Annotated in this window: 18 protein-coding genes and 1 pseudogene; 7 read left to right on the forward strand and 12 right to left on the reverse strand. The window is 70.4% G+C overall.

Going from position 1 to position 17,893, the window contains the following annotated elements:
• The first annotated feature begins 105 nt into the window (after positions 1–105).
• Positions 106–327 (forward strand): YdcH family protein, encoded by a 222-nt coding sequence (locus CKCBHOJB_RS12395; protein ID WP_281048979.1) that lies wholly within the window; start codon positions 106–108, stop codon positions 325–327.
• 127 nt (positions 328–454) lie between these two features.
• On the opposite strand, the gene CKCBHOJB_RS12400 is transcribed toward CKCBHOJB_RS12395, so the two are convergent.
• The 8 genes and pseudogenes from CKCBHOJB_RS12400 to CKCBHOJB_RS12435 form a co-directional block, all read right to left on the reverse strand.
• Positions 455–3,526 (reverse strand): efflux RND transporter permease subunit, encoded by a 3,072-nt coding sequence (locus CKCBHOJB_RS12400; protein ID WP_281048980.1) that lies wholly within the window; start codon positions 3,524–3,526, stop codon positions 455–457.
• Between the two features lie 3 nt (positions 3,527–3,529).
• Positions 3,530–4,669, reverse strand: coding sequence for an efflux RND transporter periplasmic adaptor subunit (locus CKCBHOJB_RS12405; protein WP_281048981.1), 1,140 nt, complete (start codon positions 4,667–4,669; stop codon positions 3,530–3,532).
• Between the two features lie 184 nt (positions 4,670–4,853).
• The gene (locus CKCBHOJB_RS12410; RefSeq protein ID WP_281048982.1) at positions 4,854–5,279 is read right to left on the reverse strand and encodes a VOC family protein; all 426 of its coding nucleotides are present in this window, start codon (positions 5,277–5,279) and stop codon (positions 4,854–4,856) included.
• 49 nt (positions 5,280–5,328) lie between these two features.
• Positions 5,329–5,793 (reverse strand): DUF1810 domain-containing protein, encoded by a 465-nt coding sequence (locus CKCBHOJB_RS12415; RefSeq protein ID WP_281048983.1) that lies wholly within the window; start codon positions 5,791–5,793, stop codon positions 5,329–5,331.
• 59 nt (positions 5,794–5,852) lie between these two features.
• On the reverse strand, positions 5,853–6,110 hold the full coding sequence (locus tag CKCBHOJB_RS12420) for a hypothetical protein (protein ID WP_281048984.1): 258 nt from the start codon (positions 6,108–6,110) through the stop codon (positions 5,853–5,855).
• 153 nt (positions 6,111–6,263) lie between these two features.
• Complete coding sequence (locus CKCBHOJB_RS12425) at positions 6,264–6,692, reverse strand: GDYXXLXY domain-containing protein (protein ID WP_348634845.1); 429 nt, start codon at positions 6,690–6,692, stop codon at positions 6,264–6,266.
• 115 nt (positions 6,693–6,807) lie between these two features.
• Positions 6,808–7,425 (reverse strand): annotated as a pseudogene (locus tag CKCBHOJB_RS12430) (DUF4401 domain-containing protein); the annotation flags it as partial.
• A complete protein-coding gene (locus CKCBHOJB_RS12435; RefSeq protein WP_281048986.1) occupies positions 7,422–8,057 on the reverse strand; it encodes a DUF2157 domain-containing protein in 636 nt (211 codons plus the stop codon). The gene CKCBHOJB_RS12435 and the pseudogene CKCBHOJB_RS12430, both read right to left, overlap by 4 nt.
• 115 nt (positions 8,058–8,172) lie before the next feature.
• On the opposite strand from CKCBHOJB_RS12435, the gene CKCBHOJB_RS12440 reads away from it, so the two are divergent.
• Positions 8,173–9,045 (forward strand): Mut7-C RNAse domain-containing protein, encoded by an 873-nt coding sequence (locus CKCBHOJB_RS12440; protein ID WP_281048987.1) that lies wholly within the window; start codon positions 8,173–8,175, stop codon positions 9,043–9,045.
• Positions 9,046–9,087: 42 nt separating this feature from the next.
• On the opposite strand, the gene CKCBHOJB_RS12445 is transcribed toward CKCBHOJB_RS12440, so the two are convergent.
• The 4 genes from CKCBHOJB_RS12445 to purM form a co-directional block, all read right to left on the reverse strand.
• Positions 9,088–9,564, reverse strand: a complete 477-nt coding sequence (locus CKCBHOJB_RS12445; protein ID WP_281048988.1) for a hypothetical protein — start codon at positions 9,562–9,564, stop codon at positions 9,088–9,090.
• A gap of 38 nt (positions 9,565–9,602) precedes the next feature.
• Entirely contained in the window at positions 9,603–11,504 is a 1,902-nt protein-coding gene (locus CKCBHOJB_RS12450) for an ATP-binding protein (protein ID WP_281048989.1), read from the reverse strand.
• A 155-nt stretch (positions 11,505–11,659) separates the two neighbouring features.
• Positions 11,660–12,025 carry a DUF2784 domain-containing protein gene (locus CKCBHOJB_RS12455; protein ID WP_281048990.1) on the reverse strand — a complete coding sequence of 122 codons (366 nt, stop codon included), beginning with the start codon at positions 12,023–12,025 and terminating at the stop codon, positions 11,660–11,662.
• Between the two features lie 96 nt (positions 12,026–12,121).
• Complete coding sequence (purM, locus tag CKCBHOJB_RS12460) at positions 12,122–13,180, reverse strand: phosphoribosylformylglycinamidine cyclo-ligase (protein ID WP_281048991.1); 1,059 nt, start codon at positions 13,178–13,180, stop codon at positions 12,122–12,124.
• 207 nt (positions 13,181–13,387) lie between these two features.
• Between purM and CKCBHOJB_RS12465 the strand changes: the two genes are divergently transcribed.
• The 5 genes from CKCBHOJB_RS12465 (at position 13,388) to folK (ending at position 17,892) form a co-directional block, all read left to right on the forward strand.
• Complete coding sequence (locus tag CKCBHOJB_RS12465) at positions 13,388–14,491, forward strand: AI-2E family transporter (RefSeq protein WP_281048992.1); 1,104 nt, start codon at positions 13,388–13,390, stop codon at positions 14,489–14,491.
• Positions 14,488–15,180, forward strand: coding sequence for a DnaA regulatory inactivator Hda (gene hda / locus CKCBHOJB_RS12470; RefSeq protein ID WP_281048993.1), 693 nt, complete (start codon positions 14,488–14,490; stop codon positions 15,178–15,180). Before CKCBHOJB_RS12465 ends, hda begins: the two co-directional genes overlap by 4 nt.
• Before the next feature lie 22 nt (positions 15,181–15,202).
• Positions 15,203–15,865, forward strand: coding sequence for an HAD-IB family hydrolase (locus tag CKCBHOJB_RS12475; RefSeq protein WP_281048994.1), 663 nt, complete (start codon positions 15,203–15,205; stop codon positions 15,863–15,865).
• Between the two features lie 99 nt (positions 15,866–15,964).
• Positions 15,965–17,368 carry a polynucleotide adenylyltransferase PcnB gene (gene pcnB, locus CKCBHOJB_RS12480; RefSeq protein WP_281048995.1) on the forward strand — a complete coding sequence of 468 codons (1,404 nt, stop codon included), beginning with the start codon at positions 15,965–15,967 and terminating at the stop codon, positions 17,366–17,368.
• Positions 17,365–17,892 carry a 2-amino-4-hydroxy-6-hydroxymethyldihydropteridine diphosphokinase gene (folK, locus tag CKCBHOJB_RS12485; RefSeq protein WP_281048996.1) on the forward strand — a complete coding sequence of 176 codons (528 nt, stop codon included), beginning with the start codon at positions 17,365–17,367 and terminating at the stop codon, positions 17,890–17,892. Before pcnB ends, folK begins: the two co-directional genes overlap by 4 nt.
• Position 17,893 lies beyond the last annotated feature (1 nt).

A 17,893-nucleotide genomic window follows, 5' to 3' on the forward strand; every position in this document is an offset into this window, starting at 1 on the left:
TGCCCCCGGCGCTGGCCGCGCACCAGAGGGGGGAGTAGACTGGCCTTGAACCCGAGCATCCGATCCTTCCAGGCTTTCCACAACCCTGACTCCAGGAGCTCCCCCATGTTTCCCGAATACCGCGACCTGATCACCCGTCTCAAGCACAACGACCGCCACTTCACCCAGCTCTTCGACAAGCACAACGAACTCGACCAGAAGATCCACAACATCGAGACCCACGTGGTCCCGGGCACCGGTTTCGAGATCGAGGTGATGAAGAAGGAGAAGCTGGCGGTCAAGGACCAGATCTACGCCTACCTGAAGAAGCTCGAGACCGAAAGCTGAGCGACGACGGGCGGCGAAAGCCGTCACGCCGATGATCGCGGCTTCCGCCGCTCCCACGGGTGCCGATCGCCTCGGCGCCCCGTGGGAGCGGCGGAAGCCGCGAGTCTTTTGTGCCGCAAGGACGTGATCAAGCCGCTGCCTGCTGCGCCTCCAGCATTTCCGCGGTGCGCGTCCTGCGCGCGAGCAGGGTATAGACGGTAGGCACCACGAACAGCGTGAAGAAGGTGCCGATCAGCAAGCCCCCCACGATCACCCAGCCGATCTGCTGGCGGCTCTCCGCGCCGGCCCCGGTCGCCAGCGCGAGCGGGACCGAACCCAGCACCATCGCCCCGGTCGTCATCAGGATCGGACGCAGGCGCAGTTCCGCCGCCTCCACCACCGCCTCGAGCAGATCGCGCCCCTGCTCGCGCAACTGGTTGGCGAACTCCACGATCAGGATGCCGTGCTTGGTGATCAGGCCCACCAGCGTGACCAGGCCGATCTGGCTATAGACGTTGAGCGTGCCGCCCGCCAGCCACAGCGCGCCGAGCGCGCCGGTCATCGACAGCGGCACCGTCAGCATGATGATGAAGGGATCGCGGAAGCTCTCGAACTGCGCCGCCAGCACCAGGTAGATGAAGGCGAGCGCGAGCAGGAACACCAGCGCCAGGCTCTCCGAGCTGGTCTTGAACTCGCGCGACTGGCCGTCGTAGTCGGTGCTGTAGCCCGGCGGCAGGATGCGTGCCGCAGTGTCGTCCATCCACTGCAGGGCCTCGCCGAGCGCATAGTCGGGCGCCAGGTTGGCGGTGATCGTCACCGAACGGCGCTGGCCGAAGTGGTTGAGCTCGCGCGGCGCCACCCGCTCGCTGACCTTGACCACGCTGGTCAGCGGCACCATGTCGCCGTTGCGCGCGCGCACGTAGATGTCGCGGATGTCGTGCGGATCGCGACGCTCGTCGGCACCGACCTGCACGATCACGTCGTACTGCTCGGCGTCCTGCTTGTAGCGGGTGACCTGGCGGCCGCCGAGCATGCTCTCCAGCGTGCGCCCGATCACATCCACCGCGACACCGAGGTCGGCTGCGCGGTCACGGTCCACCTCCACCGCCAGCTCCGGCATGGTCAGCTTGAGATCGGTGTCCGGCGACAGGAAGCCGGGGTTGTCGCGCATCGCGTCGAGGAAGCTGTCGGCCACGCGCGCGAGCTCGTCGTAGCTCTCCGAGGTCGACACCACGAAGCTCACCGGCCGCGAGCGCACGCTCTGCCCGAGCGAGGCCGGCATGATCGGGAAGGCATTCACGCCCGGTACCGCGCGCAGCTTGGGCTGCAGCTCGGCTGCGATCTGGCCGGCCTTGCGCTCCCGCTCCGCCCAGTCGCTGAAGCCGACGAAGGAGATGCCCTGCGACACCGTCGGGTTGCCGGCGATGACCAGGTAGCGATCGACCTCGGGCAGCGCGGCGTAGATGCGCTCGATCTCCGCGGCGTAGCGCGACATGTAGTCGAGCGTCGCACCCTCCGGCCCGGTGAACATGCCGACCACGCGGCCGCGATCCTCGATCGGCGCGAGCTCGGTCTTCAACTGCCCCATCAGCCACACCGAGCTCCCCGCCACAACCGCGAACACCAGCATCACCAGCCAGCGCGCGCCCAGCGCCGCCTGCAGCACGCTGCGGTAACCCGCGGTGAGCCACGACAGGAAGCGTTCGATGCCGTTGTAGATCGGGCCGTGCTTCGGTTCGTGGCGCAGCAGCTTCGAGCACATCATCGGCGACAGCGTCAGCGCGACGAAGCCGGAGACGATCACCGCCCCGGCGAGCGTGAGCGCGAACTCGGTGAACAGCTTCCCGGTGCGCCCGGTCATGAAGGCCACCGGCGCATACACCGCGGCCAGCGTGATCGTCATCGCCACCACCGCGAAGCCGATCTCCTTTGCGCCCTTGAAGGCGGCAGCGAGCGGCGCCATGCCCTCCTCGATGTGGCGGTAGATGTTCTCCAGCACCACGATCGCGTCGTCCACGACGAGGCCGATCGCCAGCACCAGCGCGAGCAGGGTCAGGGTGTTGATCGAGAAGCCGAACACCAGCATCAGCGTGAACGCGCCGATCAGCGACACCGGGATGGTCACCAGCGGCACCAGCATCGCCCGCCAGTTGCGCAGGAAGAACAGGCACACTGCGGCCACCAGCAGCACCGCCTCCCAGATCGTCGAGAACACCGCCTCGATCGAGCGCTCGATGAACACCGTGGTGTCGTTGGCGATCGTCATCGACATGCCTTCGGGCAGCTCGGCCCGCAGCCGCGGCAACATCTCGTCGAGGCCGCGCTTGAGATCGAGCGGGTTGGCGACCGACTGCTTGATGAGGCCGATCGACACCGAGGGCTGGCCCATGAAGCGCACCGAGGTGCGCTCGCTCTCGGGCGCCACCTCCACCCGGCCGACGTCGCGGATGCGCACCGGATAGGCGTCGGCGGTGTCACCCTGGCGCAGCACGATGGCGCCGAACTGCTCGGGCTGGGTGAGGTCGGTCTGCGCGACGACGGCGAACTCGCGCTCGCGGCTCTCGATGCGGCCGGCGGGCAGTTCCACGTTCTGGCGCCGGATCGCATCCTCCACGTCCTGCACGGTGAGACCGAAGGCGGCCAGCCGATCGCGGTCAAGCCACACCCGCATCGCCGAGCGGCGGTCGCCGTACAGGCGCGCATCGGCCGCGCCGGGCAGGGTCTGCATGCGCGGCTTGATGACGCGGTTGGCGAAGTCGCTGATCTCCATCGGCGCGTGGCGGTCGGACGAGAACGCCACCCAGATGATCGGGCTGGCGTCGGCCTCGACCTTGGCGATCACCGGCTCGTCGATGTCGTCCGGCAGGCGCTGGCGCACCCGCGACACGCGGTCGCGCACGTCGGCCGCCGCGGAGTCCGCACTGCGTTCGACTCGGAAGCGCACGGTGATCTGGCTGCGCTCCTGGCGGCTGATCGAGGACAGCACGTCCACGCCCTCGATGCCGGCGAGCGAGTCCTCCAGCGGCTTGGTGACCTGCGACTCGACGATCTCGGCGCTGGCGCCGCGGTAGGTCGTATCGACGGTGACGACCGCCTCGTCGATGTTCGGATACTCGCGCACGGTGAGCCTCGACCAGGACATCAGGCCGACCAGCAGCACGAGCAGGGAGAGCACGGTGGCGAACACCGGGCGGCGGATGCAGATGTCGGACAGGACCATGGCTCAGTGCGCCCGCGCCACGCCAGCGGGCTCGGCCGCCGTCTTCACGGCGGCGCCATCGCGCAGCTTGAGCTGGCCGGCGGTGACCACCACCGCGCCCGGCACCAGGCCGTCGACGACCTCCACCATCGCATCGCGACGCTGGCCGGTCTTCACCTCCACCCGCCGCACCTTGCCGTCCTCCACCCGATACACGAACTGCACGTTGCCCGGCGCCGGCACCAGCGCGGCCTCGGGCACCACCGGGATCTCGCCGCGCTCGGCCAGGATCAGGCGCACGCGGGCGAACACGCCGGGACGCAGGCGCATCTCGGGATTGGCCAGGCTGGCGCGCAAGCGCACCGCGCGGCCCTGGGCATCGACCAGCGGATCGATCGCCTCCACCGTCGCGGTGTAGGTCTCGCCCGGCAGCACGTCGCTCGACAGCTCCAGCGCCTGACCCGGGCGCACGCGGTCGAGGTAGAGCTCGGGCAGGCGGAAGTCGAGCTTGAGGGTGGCGATGTCCTCGAGGTTGATCAGCGCGTCGCCGTCCTGGACGAAGTCGCCGGGACTGACACTGCGGATACCGACCACGCCGTCGAAGGGCGCGCGAATCTGCATGCGCGCGAGCCGCGCCTGCGCCAGCGCGAGGCCGGCGCGCGCCACCTCGAGCTTGGCGCGTGCGTCATCGAGACTGCTCTGGCTGACGAACTTGCGCCCGAACAGATCCTGCGTACGCCGGAAGTTCGATTCGGCCAGGGTCAGGTTGGCGCGCGCCTGCTGCAGTTCGGCGCGCTCGACCGCGGCGTCGAGCTCGACCAGCACCGCTCCGCGGCGCACCGTCTCGCCGTCGCGGAAACGGATCGCCTCGATCCGGCCCGAGACCTCCGGGCGCAGCACCACGGATTCGTTGGACACCAGCGAGCCCAGTGCGCTGACATCGTCGGCGAGCGCACGGGTCGCAACGGTATGGGTCTCCACCGCCACCGGCCCCGCCTGCGCACCGCCTGCAGCGCTTCCGCCGCCCCCTGCGGACTTGATCGGCGCCGTGGCCGTTCCGCCCGGCGATGGATCCGGCGCACGATTCACATGCCAGGCGTAGCCGGCCAGCGCAGCAAGGCCGATGAGGCTGAGGACAACGATGGGACGACGACTCGAAGGCATGGGTGATCAGTGGAAGGACGATGGAAGAAGGCCTGCGGACCGGGCGTGCGGCGGGGACGCGAGGCCGCCCGGCGGGCAGCCAGCAGTTTAGGGACAAAAGCACCCGCTGTCCGGTTCCTTGCCACCGCCATTCGCATGCGTCGGCCCCGGGAGAGCGCACGTGCGCGCCGCGCGGCCCTGCCGGTCAGTCTTCGGGCAGCGGCCATTTCGGGTTCCACGCCACCTCCCACAGATGCCCGTCCGGGTCCTGGAAGTAGCCCGCGTAGCCGCCCCAGAAGGTGTCGCGCGCCGGCTGCGGAATGCGCGCCCCGGCCGCCTGCGCCTGCAGCATCACCTGGTCCACCTCCTGCCGTGCCGCGACGTTGTGGCTGAGCACGCACTCGCCGACGCTCGCCGCACCCGCCGCCACCCCGGCGTCGTGGGCCAGGCTCGTGCGCGCGAACAGCGCGAGCTTGAGGTGGGGCTGCAGGTCGAAGAACACCACCGCCCCATGCTCGAACTCGCGACCGACGATGCCCTTGGTCGGCCAGCCGAGCCCGTCGCGATAGAAGGCGAGCGCACGCTCGAGCGAGTCGACGCCTAGGGTGATGACGCTGATGCGGGGCTTCATGCTGGGGTTCCTCGGGGTGGTCATGGCGGTTGAGGATGGTAGCCGGTACTCAGGACGCACCGGGGCCGAGCAGGCGCAGCGTGCGCTCATCCCGCTCCCCACCGTAGTAACGCGCGAGCACCGCAGCGAATTCCGGACCGGCATCCGGCACCGCGGCGAACAGGGTCATCGAGGACTTCAGCTTGAGCACGTCCGGGTAGCCGAAGATCGCCTCCGCCGACACCCCCTCGAGCACGAGCAGCGCCCGCGCGCATTCGCGCAGCCGGGACCCCAGCACCGGATGGCGCAGGTAGGCCTGCGCTTCGCCCAGGCCGCGGATGCCGTAGTGCAGCGCGGTCGGACTCAGTCCCAGGCCGGCCAGCTGCGGGAACACGAACCACATCCAGTGCGAACGCTTGCGCCCCGCGCGCAGCTCGGCGAGGGCCTGCTCATGCACGCCGCCACGCTGCGCCTCGACGAAGCGGCGGAGATCGAAGGGGTCATTCGTCGCAGGATCGACGCCGGCGGTAGTCATGCTCGCCCCCGCTCCGCAACGGCCCCGTCGGCCGGACGTATCCCCGGGCCCGCCCGCACTCAACGGCACTGCAACTGGCCCGACTGGGCATGGACGACGCATTGCATCGCGCCGCACTGGCAGTTGTACAGCAGCGATGCCACGCTGCGCTCACCACCAAGATTCACGCCGCGCGAGCACACGCAGGCATCGGGTTGCACCCCCAGCATCGGTCGGGGGACGGCATCGGCCGCGACCGGCGCAGCGGTCAGCGCAAGGGCACCCGCGGCCGTCGCCGCCAGGCCGGCCAGTGTCATCAGCAGTGAGCGGATCTTCATGGTCGTGCTCCACAGGCAGGTTCGGAGGGCTTCGGCGCCATCGGCCCGCCGCGCAGGCGGAATACAAGGGCCAGGCGCAGTGCCGTGACGCCGCGCAATCGGGGGCGCAGGTGCATCGCCGATCGCGCCCCCATCTCTCCTTCATAGCACGCACTAGCGCCGGGGCGCCCCCAGGCGCTGCAGATTTTCGTCACGCAGGTCGGCGAGCAGCGCCGTGCCGTCGGCCGCCACGCGCAACTCGCCCCAGCGCGCGCCAGCGAACACGTCCGCCTGCCCCTCCTGGAAGAAGAAGGCATTCGGCCCCACGCTCGGTGCGCCGTCACGCATGCGGATGCGCACCGCCACCCGCGCGGAGGACTCCGGCAGTTCGTCGCCGACCCCCACGAGCCGGGCTCGGCCCTCGGCGTCCACATCCAGGTACGCGAAGCGCGGCAGCCGCCCGGCGCTCGCGCCGTCCCGACGCGGCAACGCACCATCGATCGCGAAGCGCAGGGCCATGTAGTCCCCCTGCATCAGCGAACGCGGATCGATCGGCGCGAGCTCGAAGAGCACGACGCGCCCCTGCACCGATCGACAGCACATCCACCGAGCGCACGAAGGACACTCCGCCCGCGAGCAGCCAGCGCGCGGCGTCCTCGCCCGACAGGCCGACGACCACCGGCAGCGCCAGCGCCAGCGCCGCCAGCGTGCCGCCACGCGCGAGCGCCGCCACCCGGCCACCGTGCTCCATCCCCGCCCAGCGCGGCCGCGACAGCCACAGCATGGCGACGCCCGCCGCCAGGCACGCCGCGTAGGCCTCCAGGCCAGGGCCCTCGCCGATCAGCGCCCCGAGATGGAAGGCCAGCAGCAGCGCACACAGGCTGCGATGCAGGGAGCCCGACGGCGGCCACATCATCGCCGCCGCGACCCCGGCGCCGACCGCCGCCCATTGCCGCCCGTCGTCGGAGAACGCGCCCCAGCCCGGCGCGCTCGCGGAGACCAGCAGGGCCTGGCCGGCAAGCGAGAACGCCAGCGCCATCTGCGCGGTGAACAGGTGTTCGCGGCGAAATAGCAGGATGGCCGCGGCACACAACACCGCCCCCGCCAGCGCCCGCGCCAGGGCGCTGTCGCCGATCACGGCCAGCGGCACCATGAAGGACGACAGGATCAGCAGCGACGCCACCCATGCCGCCAAGGTCTGCAGCAGCATCAGCCACCAGGGCGCGCGGGCATCGACCATCACTCGCGCGTGTTGGGCCTCGTCGAGGAAGCCGCCCGCAAGCAGCGCGTCCGCGGTCTGCATAGCGCCCGCCGCGGGGAGCCTGCGGCCGCTCATCGTCCCGCTCCGCCAACGGCCGCCTGGCGATGCAGGCCCGCCAGCCACATGCCGGCGCCGGCCGATGCGGCGATGATGAAGAGACCGACCAGATTCATGCCCAGGAAGCTCTCCACCCGCAGCAGCTTCACCAGCCCGGCGGTGAGCACCGCAATGCCGCCGTAGACCGCGAGCGCGAGGATGGCCAGGTCGCGCCGCACGCGGTGGTAGACCGCCGCCGACACGCCCGCCACCAGCGAGAATGCCACCGCCACGACACGGAACTCGCTCTCCCACCAGCCGAGCACCTCACCGCTCGCCACACAGGCACCGAACAGCGCAGCGCGCCAGCCCACGCCGGCCGGACGGACGAGGAGCGCACCGCCGCAGAACGCCACCAGCACCCCGATCGCCAGTCCGAGGCGGGCGAAGCGGTGCATCGCCTCCCAGTTGTAGGCGATGAAGAACACCACGGCAGCAGCCAGCAGCAGCGCCCCACCGAGCGCGAACACATGATCGAGCGCGCTCCGCCATTCGGCCGGCGTCGGCCGCAGCGGCGCACGGGCGCCCGCACCGGCGAGCTGCTCGCGACGCAGCACGCCCGACTCGGCCAGCCGGAGCAGCAGCGCGCGTTCTTCAGGCATCCAGCTCATGCGCACACTCGCAGAAAAGGAGGGGCTCGAGCGTATCAGCAAGGCCACGCCGCCGTCGCCCGCCGCTGCGCGCGCTATGCTTGATCCGTCACGGATTGCCCGACAGGTGACGCCGATGCCCACCCCGCCCCTCGTTCCCGACCCCGCTTCCATCCCCGACCCGACGCCCGATTCGACTCCCCGCCCGACTCCCGAGCCCGAACACGGCGGTGGAACCCGGGCCGACGCCCAGCCGGTCGTCGCCACGTTCCGCTTCTACGAGGAACTCAACGACTTCCTCGCGCCGGATCACCGGCGGCGCGCGTTCGCTGCTCCGTGCGCCCGCGCAGCCACCGTCAAGCACATGATCGAGGCCCTCGGCGTGCCGCATACCGAGGTCGAGCTGGTGCTGGTCAATGGCGAATCGGTCGGCTTCGAGCGCCTGCTGCACCGCGGCGACCGGGTGTCTGTCTATCCCCGCTTCGAGACCTTCGACGTCACCCCGCTGCTGCGCGTGCGCGCCACGCCGCTGCGCGTCACCCGCTTCATCGCCGACGCCCACCTCGGCGGACTCGCGCGCCTGCTGCGCCTGACCGGCTTCGACACCCTCTACGACAACCACTGCGACGACGCCGAGATCGTCGCCATCGCCGGGCGCGAGGGCCGCATCGTGCTCACCCGCGACCGCGAGCTGCTCAAGCGCCGCGAACTCACCCACGGCTGCTATATCCATGCGCTGCAGCCCGAGCGCCAGGCGGCGGAGCTGTTCGCGCGCCTCGACCTCGCCCGCAGCGCGAGACCGTTCTCGCTGTGCCTGCAATGCAATACGCCCCTGCATCCGATCGCCAAGGCCGAGATCGCGCACCGCCTGCCGCCCGACGTGCGGGCGCGGCACGAGCGCTTCTCGACCTGCGACCGCTGCCGACGGGTGTTCTGGGAAGGCTCGCACTGGAAGCGGATGCACGCCGCAGTGGACCGTCTGCTGGCCTGCGGCGCGGCGGGCGAATGAGGCCGCGCACCGCATCGCCTGCGTCCGCCCGATCCGCCCCCTTCAGTCCTCCGCCCGCGCCAGCGCGTACAGCACGAGCACGCCGAAGCCGATCAGCAGGGCCCACTTGAGCGCGGAACAGGCGGCGGACAGCAGATAGGTGCCGGGCGTATCGAAGCGCGGCACCTCGGTCAGCCACCAGTGGAAGGCGTTCTCCGCCGCGTCGAACAGCGCGGCCAGCGGCAGGCACAGGCGCGCGAACAGCCGCGCACCGGGCGCGAGCGGGAGGAAGACGCGGCTGCGGGTCGCGAGCAGCCAGCCGAAGGCGGCGTAGGCCAGCAGCAGCACGCCATCGATCGCGAGGTGGTTGCGGTAGCGGACGAGATCCTCGGGCGGCCACAGGTGGACGATGGCGCCGAAGGTCTGCGGCTGCCAGGCGAACTGCAACGCGATCGGGCCGGGGCGCAGCGGCGCGAGATACCCGAGCAGCCCGATGAACAAGATCGCGGCGACCACGCCGCTGGCCCACACCAAGCGCATCCGCGCCACGCCGGCTCCCCGCGCCTCGATCACCGCGCTCAGCCCCCCAAGAACGACAGGTGGATGTCGCTGCCGTAGCGGCACACGATCTCGCGCTTGGCGGCGAGGAAGGCCTCGACGTCCCCGGCCCGTCCGGCGCGGGCGATACGGTAGCGCGCCAGCTCGTCCGCGATCGCATCGAGGAACAGCTCCGCCAGCAGCAGGCGCGCCGAGTCGCGGAAGTTGCCGCGGCCATCGACGTAGAGCTGCACGGTGGGGGCGGCGGTGTTGATCAGGATCAGGCGCTCCTCGGGGCTGTACACCGCCCGGTCCGCCTCCTTGCCCAGCCAGCGGAAGGCGTAGCCGGCGAACATCGCCTCGCCGTGGTCCCTGGGCGGACGGTGCCGGCCGGGGCGGCCGGGGTGTGGCGTCGGATGGTGGGCGTGACCGGAGGCGTGCTCGGCGATGACGAGTTCGCACCACGCGAGGTAGGCGCCCGCACGCACCACGATTTCGCCGCGCTCGCCCGCTGCCAGGCCGGTCACCGTCCAGCTCACGGCAGTCTCACTGCCGAGACTGGCGACCGGGACCGGCGCGGGTGGCGGCTCGATGCGCAGGCCGGCGCTCGCGGTGACCTCGACGTTCAGCACCGCATCCGCATCGAGCTGCCGCGGATCGACCAGCAGGCGGACATGGAAGGGATGATCCGGCCTGCGGTAGTAGAACGGCGTCGTGAACCGCAGCGGCGCCTCGGCCGAGGCGGCCTCGCTCACGGTTTCATCCGCGGGCACGGGCGGATGGACGATGCCGAAGTCGTGGATCGCGGCCAGGTTCATGCGCTCGAGCAGGTGCTCGATCATGTGCGCGGTGCGGCCCGAGGTGGTGGCGCGCTCGAGGTGGCGCAGCTTGTCCTGCTCGGCCTGCACATGGGGCGCGATCATCCGGCTGACGGCGCGGTAGAAGGCGGCGACGATCGGCGCCTTGGGGTTGAGTCCGGCGCGCTCGTCGCTGATCACCGCCTCGCCCGCGGCGAGCCTGTCGACCAGTGCGGGGCAGCGCACGGTGCCGAACAGGTACTCGGTACCGACCTGGTTCTCGTAGTCGAAGAACTGGCAATCCAGCACCGCGGTGCCCGACAGCACCAGCAGGCCGCTGCTGCGCTCGTCGCCGCGCGCCACGAGTTCCGCATCCAGCGCGCGCTTCAGCGTCAAGGTGAACGGCCAGCTCCTGTGCTCGTACTGGAACTGGCCCGGCGCCTCGGGGCCGAGCAGCACCACCGCGGGCGGCTCCTCGAAGCGCACCCGGCCGCTGCGCTCGACCTCCACGCCGTCCTTCAGGTGCATGACCTCGAGCTCACGGCGGTCGAGCACGTCGCGCAGATAGATGTTGTTGGCGAGCGCATGCACCAGCGCACCGAACTGGGAGATGCTGGCCTGCGGGCTGTCGATGACGATCGCCACCCGGGTGCCGTCGCGCGCAATGCCGAGACGCTCGCGGTCGGCGGCAGTGGCCTCGCGGTCATGGCCGCCGTCGTCGTAGAGGTAGGCGCCGTCCTCGCCGCGGAAAAGCTCGACGCGCGCCAGCCGACCTTCACGGATCGTCTCCAGCCAACCGTAGCCGAGGCCGAAGATCGCCTGCTTGAGGCCGCGACCGAAGTAGCCGCGCCCGCCGGCCCGGCCCTGCGCGAGCAGGCTGTGGGCACCGCCGTAGCTGAGGATGGCGCAGGCCTTGTCGAAGCTCAGGCCTTCGGCCTGGTCGGTCACCGTCAGCAGCGCGCCGCGCCGGTGGCGCTCGTAGCGCACGAGGATGGCGCCGGACACCTGTTCGCCGCCCTGCTCCAGGTGCGTGTAGCTGTCGTCGGCGTTGGTGACGAGCTCCACCAGCGCCTTCTCGATCGAGGCGAAGCGCCGCGAGTCGATGTCGATGACCCGTTGGTCGACGGGGATTGCATTGACGGCCATCGCAAACCTCTTCCGGGACTATTCAGCTTCAGCCCGCACCCGGCTGCAGACCGCGCCGAAACGCGACCCGGGTCACGGTGGGGAGCATGTGTCCTGCATGCTACTCCCGATCCGGGCGGGCCGGACAGGCTCCGGTCCGTCGCAGACGCCCCGGCTCACCGCCGCCGGCGCGCCGACCACACCCAGGCGTAGACGAGCGCATTCACGCCGAGGGCGATGGCGGCGAGCATGTACTGGATCTCCGGCGTGAGCCCGGCAGGATAGATCAGCGCCAGCAGGTAATGCTCGATGAAGCCGCCGGCGTAGCCCGCCTCCCCGGCGGCGATGCGCAGGTGGTTCTCCAGTGGCGTCAGGGGGCACAGGCTGCCGCTGAGCTCGACATACACGCCCCATCCCGCCGCCGGCAGGTGCAGCAACGGTGCCCTGCGCCAGCGCAGGGCGAGCAGGCCGCCGAGCAGCACGAACAGGATGAAGCCCAGATGCAGCAGCAGCACGGCATCGGCGGCGAGGCGATGGATCATGTGCGCGCTCCCATCAACGACAAACCCGGCGCGCGGCCGGGTCTGCGGGTCGGCCGGCGGATACCCTGGCCGGCGGGACGAAGCCGTGCGCCGACTTCAGCCGACGATGGTCTGCGCCTCGCCGTCCTTGCGCGCGTCGATGCGGCCGATCCGATGCACGGTCTCGCCCGCCGCCTTCAGCGCCGCTTCGGCCGCGTCGGCGTCGCCCTCAGCCACCACCACCGCCATGCCGATGCCGCAGTTGAACACGCGGTACATCTCCTGCATGTCGACATTGCCTTCCTTCTGCAGCCACTGGAACAGCGGCGGCAGGGTCCAGCTCGCGGCGTCGATGCGGGCGGTCAGCTCGTCGCGCAGGATGCGCGGCACGTTCTCGGTGATCCCGCCGCCGGTGATGTGGGCCATGCCCTTGACCACGCCCGGCTGCGACTGCATCAGCGCCAGCAGCGGCTTGACGTAGATGCGGGTCGGCTCCATGACCACGTCGCGCAGCTTGCGGCCGTGGAAGTCGGCGTCGAGATCGGGCTTGGCGACCTCGATGATCTTGCGGATCAGCGAGTAGCCGTTGGAGTGCGCGCCGCTCGAGGCCAGGCCGAGCACCACGTCGCCCGGCACGATCTTGCTGCCGTCGATGATGTCGGCCTTCTCCACCGCGCCGACGGCAAAGCCGGCGAGGTCGTACTCGCCCGCCGGGTACATGCCCGGCATCTCGGCGGTCTCGCCGCCGATCAGCGCACAACCGGCCAGCTCGCAGCCCTGGGCGATGCCCTTGACCACGTCGGCGGCGGTGTCGACGTCGAGCTTGCCGCAGGCGAAGTAGTCGAGGAAGAACAGCGGCTCGGCCCCCTGCACCAGGATGTCGTTGACGCTCATCGCCACCAGGTCCTGGCCGACGGTGTCGTGCTTGTCGAGCTGGAAGGCGAGCTTGAGCTTGGTGCCGACGCCATCGGTGCCGGACACCAGCACCGGCTCCTTGTACTTCTTCGACAGCTCGAACAGTGCGCCGAAGCCGCCGATGCCGCCCAGCACCTCGGGGCGCATGGTGCGCTTGGCGAAGGGCTTGATGCGGTCGACCAGGGCGTCGCCGGCTTCGATGTCCACACCGGCGTCGCGGTAGGAGAGGGAGGCTTGGTTGGAGGAGTTGGGTGCGCTCAAGATCGTTCCTCTGGGCTCGGAGAAAGGCAAGGAAATAGCTAGGACAAGGCAAGGAAAAGCAATGACCGGCCGCCGAAAAGACGGTGCGGAAAACCGGCCTGGCGCCGCGTGGCGACGGTCTCGTCTTGAGGACGCAACGCCAAGTGGCTACATTTACGAGTTTTCGCGGGCTCTTCGCCCCGCGCCAAGTCCGCGATTTTACTTTAAATGAACGCTCCCCGCGCCGATCGCCTGCAAACCTTCGCCTGGACCGCGGCCGGCCTGGCGATCGTCGGCCTGTTCTGGCTGCTCGGCCCGATCCTCACCCCCTTCGTGATCGCCGCGGTGTTCGCCTACATCTGCGATCCGGCGGTCAACTGGATGGTGGCACGGCGCGTGCCGCGCGCGATCGCGGTGCTGCTGGTGATCGTCGCGCTCGGCCTGGTGCTGGTGGCGCTGGCGCTGATCCTGGTGCCGATGGTCTATCGCGAGGGCGTGCTGCTGGTGCGGCGGCTGCCCGACCTGGTCGAAATGTTCAACGCGCAGGTTTCGCCGCTGCTGCTGACGCGGCTGGGCATCGACCTGCAGCTCGACGCCGCGCAGTTCCGCCAGTTCGTCGCCGACAACTGGACCAACGCGCAGGACATCGTGCCGATCGTGCTCGGCCACTTGAAGGCCGGCGGCATGGCCCTGCTCGGCTTCGTCGCCAACCTGTTCCTGATCCCGCTGGTGATGTTCTACCTGCTGCAGGAATGGCCGCGCATCCTCGACGCGCTCGAACACATCGTGCCCCGCCCCTGGCTGGCGCGCACGATGCGCATCCTCAACGACATCGACTCGGTGATGTCCGAGTTCCTGCGCGGACAGCTGTCGGTGATGATGCTGCTCGCGGTCTTCTACAGCGTCGGGCTGTGGTTCGCCGGGCTCAATTTCTGGCTGCCGGTGGGCGTGCTCACCGGCCTGCTGGTCTTCATCCCCTACGTCGGCTTCGGCGGCGGCCTGATCCTCGCCATCCTGGCGGCCCTGCTGCAAGGCCAGGGCTGGCCGCCACTGGCGGGCGTGGCGATCGTCTATGGGCTCGGGCAGCTGGTGGAGAGCTTCCTCCTCACCCCCTACCTGGTGGGCGAACGCATCGGCCTGCATCCGCTCGCGGTGATCTTCGCGCTGATGGCCTTCGGCCAGCTGTTCGGTTTCGTCGGCGTGCTCGTCGCCCTGCCGGTGAGCGCGGCGCTGCTGGTCGGCCTGCGCGAAGTGCTGGGCGCCTGGCTCGCCAGCCCGGTCTATCTGGGGAAGGATCGCCCGGCCGTCGACGAGGGCCCGGGGCCACGATGAAGCAGCTCGTCCTCGACATCCGCCCCGACGCCCCGCCCACGCTGGAGAACTTCGTCGCCGGCACCAACGCCGAACTGGTGGCGACGGTGTCGCTGCTGGCCGACCCGGCGACCGCGGCGCAACTGCCGGCGCGTCACATCTACCTGTGGGGCGGCGCCGGCAGCGGCCGCAGCCACCTGCTGCGCGCGACCGCCGCGATGGCGCGCGAGGCCGGCCGGCCGGTGCATCTGCTCGCCGCCGCCGACATCGACGACAGCCTGCCCGAGACCGCCGACGCCCTGCTCGCGATCGACGATGTCGACCAGCTCGCGCCCGAAGCGCAGATCGCGCTCTTCAACGCCTTCAATCGCGCCCGCGGCAACGGCCAGTCGCTGCTGCTGTCCGGCCCGGCCGCGCCGCTGGCGCTGCGCCTGCGCGAGGACCTGCGCACCCGCATCGGCCAGAGCCTGATCTACGAGGTGCAGCCGCTGGACGACGCCTCGCGCGCGGCCATCCTCACCACGCTCGCCGAACGCCGCGGCCTGCGCCTGGCCGACGAGGTCGTCGACTTCCTGCTGCGCCACGGCCGTCGCGAGCTGTCCAGCCTGCGCGGCGTGCTCGACGCGCTCGACGCCGCCTCGCTGGAGCGCAAGCGCCCCATCACCCTGCCCCTGCTGCGCGAGATGATGCAGCAGGGCCTGGAAATCTGATCCGAAACATGGAGTTCCGACCGTGAATCTCGTCCTCTTCGACCTCGACAACACCCTCCTCGCCGGCGACTCCGACTTCGCCTGGGCGCAGTTCCTGATCGGCAAGGGCGTGCTCGACCGCGAAGTGCAGGAGTCCAAGAACGTCCAGTTCTACGAGCAGTACAAGGCCGGCACCCTCGACATCTTCGAGTTCCTCGACTTCCAGCTCGCCCCGCTCGCCCGCCACCCGCGCGCCGAGCTCGACGCCTGGCACCGCGAGTTCATGGAGCTGTCGGTGCGGCCGATGATCACCGCCAAGTCGCGCACGCTGGTGCGGGAGCACCTCGACAGCGGCGCGCTGGTCGCGGTGGTGACGGCGACCAACGCCTTCGTCACCGGCCCGATCGTGCGCGAGTTCGGCATCCCCCACCTGGTCGCCACCGTCCCGGCGCAGGAAGGCGGCGCCTTCACCGGCAAGCCGCGCGGCATGCCGGCGTTCAAGGCGGGCAAGATCGAGCGCGTCGACAACTGGCTGGAGTCGCTCGGCCTGCACCTGGGCGGCTTCGAGCGCAGCTGGTTCTACAGCGATTCGCACAACGACCTGCCGCTGATGGGCCGCGTCACCGACCCGGTCGCGGTCGACCCGGACGACACCCTGCGCGCCCACGCCCAGGGCAAGGGCTGGCCGGTGATCTCGCTGCGCTGAACCACGCCGGCGCCCGGACCCGACTGCAAAGGCAGATGACCGGGCGCGCGAGGCGATCGGTTATCATTGCGCCCCTATGCACGCACGACTCCTTTCCCGATGATCCGCAAGCTGCTGCGCAAGGTCTTCAAGCGCCCGGCCACCCCCGCACGCCACGAACCCGCCCTCATCCCCGTCGAACGCCACGGCATCCGCCGCGAGCAGCTGTCGCCGGCCGCGCGCAAGGTGTGCGCGGTGCTGCAGGAGAAGGGCTTCAAGGCCTTCGTCGTCGGCGGCGCGGTGCGCGACCTGCTGATCGGCCAGCCGCCCAAGGACTACGACGTCGCCACCAGCGCCACGCCCGAGGAAGTGCGCGCCGCCTTCCGGCGCTCGCGCATCATCGGCCGCCGCTTCAAGATCGTGCACGTGATGAGCGGGCCGGAGACGATCGAGGTCTCCACCTTCCGCGCCAGCCAGGACGCCGAGAGCGCCGACACCGACGAGCACGGCCGCGTGCTGCGCGACAACGTCTTCGGCAACCAGCAGGAAGACGCCACCCGGCGCGACTTCACCGTCAACGCGCTGTACTACGACCCCGGCACCGAGACCATCGTCGACTACCACCACGGCGTCGCCGACATCCAGCAGAAGACGCTGCGCATGATCGGCGATCCGCGCACGCGCTACCGCGAGGACCCGGTGCGCATGCTGCGCGCGGTGCGCCTGGCCGCCAAGCTGGGGTTGGCCATCGACCCGGCGGCGCGTCAGCCGATCCGCGAGATGGGCCCGCTGCTCGAGAACGTGCCGGCGGCGCGCCTGTTCGACGAGATGCTCAAGCTGCTGTTCTCCGGGCACTCGCTGAAGTGCCTGCAGCAGCTGCGCGGCGAAGGCCTGCACCACGGCCTGCTGCCGCTGCTCGACGTCATCCTCGAGCAGCCGATGGGCGAGCGCTTCGTCACCCTGGCACTGGAGAACACCGACGAGCGCGTGCGCCAGGACAAGTCGGTGTCGCCCGGCTTCCTGTTCTCGACCCTGCTGTGGCACGAGGTGCTGAAGACCTGGGAGCAGAAGAAGGCGGCCGGCGAGCACAGCCAGCCCGCGCTGTTCGAGGCCATGGACGAGGTGCTCGATGCGCAGGCCGGCAAGCTCGCGATCACCCGCCGCATCGCCGGCGACATCAAGGACATCTGGGCCCTGCAGCCGCGCTTCGACAAGCGCACCGGCAAGACCCCCTACCGCCTCATCGAGCAACCGCGCTACCGCGCCGGCTGGGACTTCCTGCGCCTGCGCGCGCAGGCCGGCGAGATCCCGATGGAGATCGTCGACTGGTGGGACCGCTTCGCGCACGCCGGCCACGATGAACGCGAGGCCCTGATCCGCCAGGCGCCTGCCGAGGCCGCACCGGCCGCCAAGAAGCGCCGCCGGCGCAAGCGCAAGCCCGCCGGCGCAGCGGGCGAGGTGGCCACGGACGCGCCCGCCACTTTCGCAGACGACGCCCGAGACACGCCGCCTCCCACCCCATGACCGCTCCCCAGCCCGGTGCCATACGCGCCTTCGTCGCCTTCGGCGCCAACCTCGGCGACCCGGCCGAAGCCTTCGTGCTGGCGCAGGAACGTCTCGACGCCCTGCCCGGCACCCGTGTCGTGGCGCAGTCCGCGCTCTACCGCAGCGCGCCGATCGGCGTCGAAGGACAGCCCGACTACATCAACGCCGTGATCGCGCTCGACACCACGATGGCCCCGCGCGCCCTGCTCGACATGCTGCTCGCGATCGAGCACGAGGGCGGGCGCACGCGCGCCTTCCACATGGCGCCACGCACCATGGATCTCGACCTGCTGCTGTACGGCGAGCACGTCATCGACGAACCCGGCCTCCAGGTACCGCATCCGCGCATGCACCTGCGCGCCTTCACGCTGCTGCCGCTGGCCGAGATCGCGCCGGACACGCAGATCCCGGGGATCGGCAAGGTCGCCGAGCTGCTGCCGACGGTCGCCGACCAGGCCATCGAGCGCATCGCGCCCGCCACCTCGGCCGGTCGCCGCGACTGAA

It is taken from the genome of Thauera sp. GDN1, from assembly GCF_029223545.1.
GTDB lineage: Bacteria > Pseudomonadota > Gammaproteobacteria > Burkholderiales > Rhodocyclaceae > Thauera.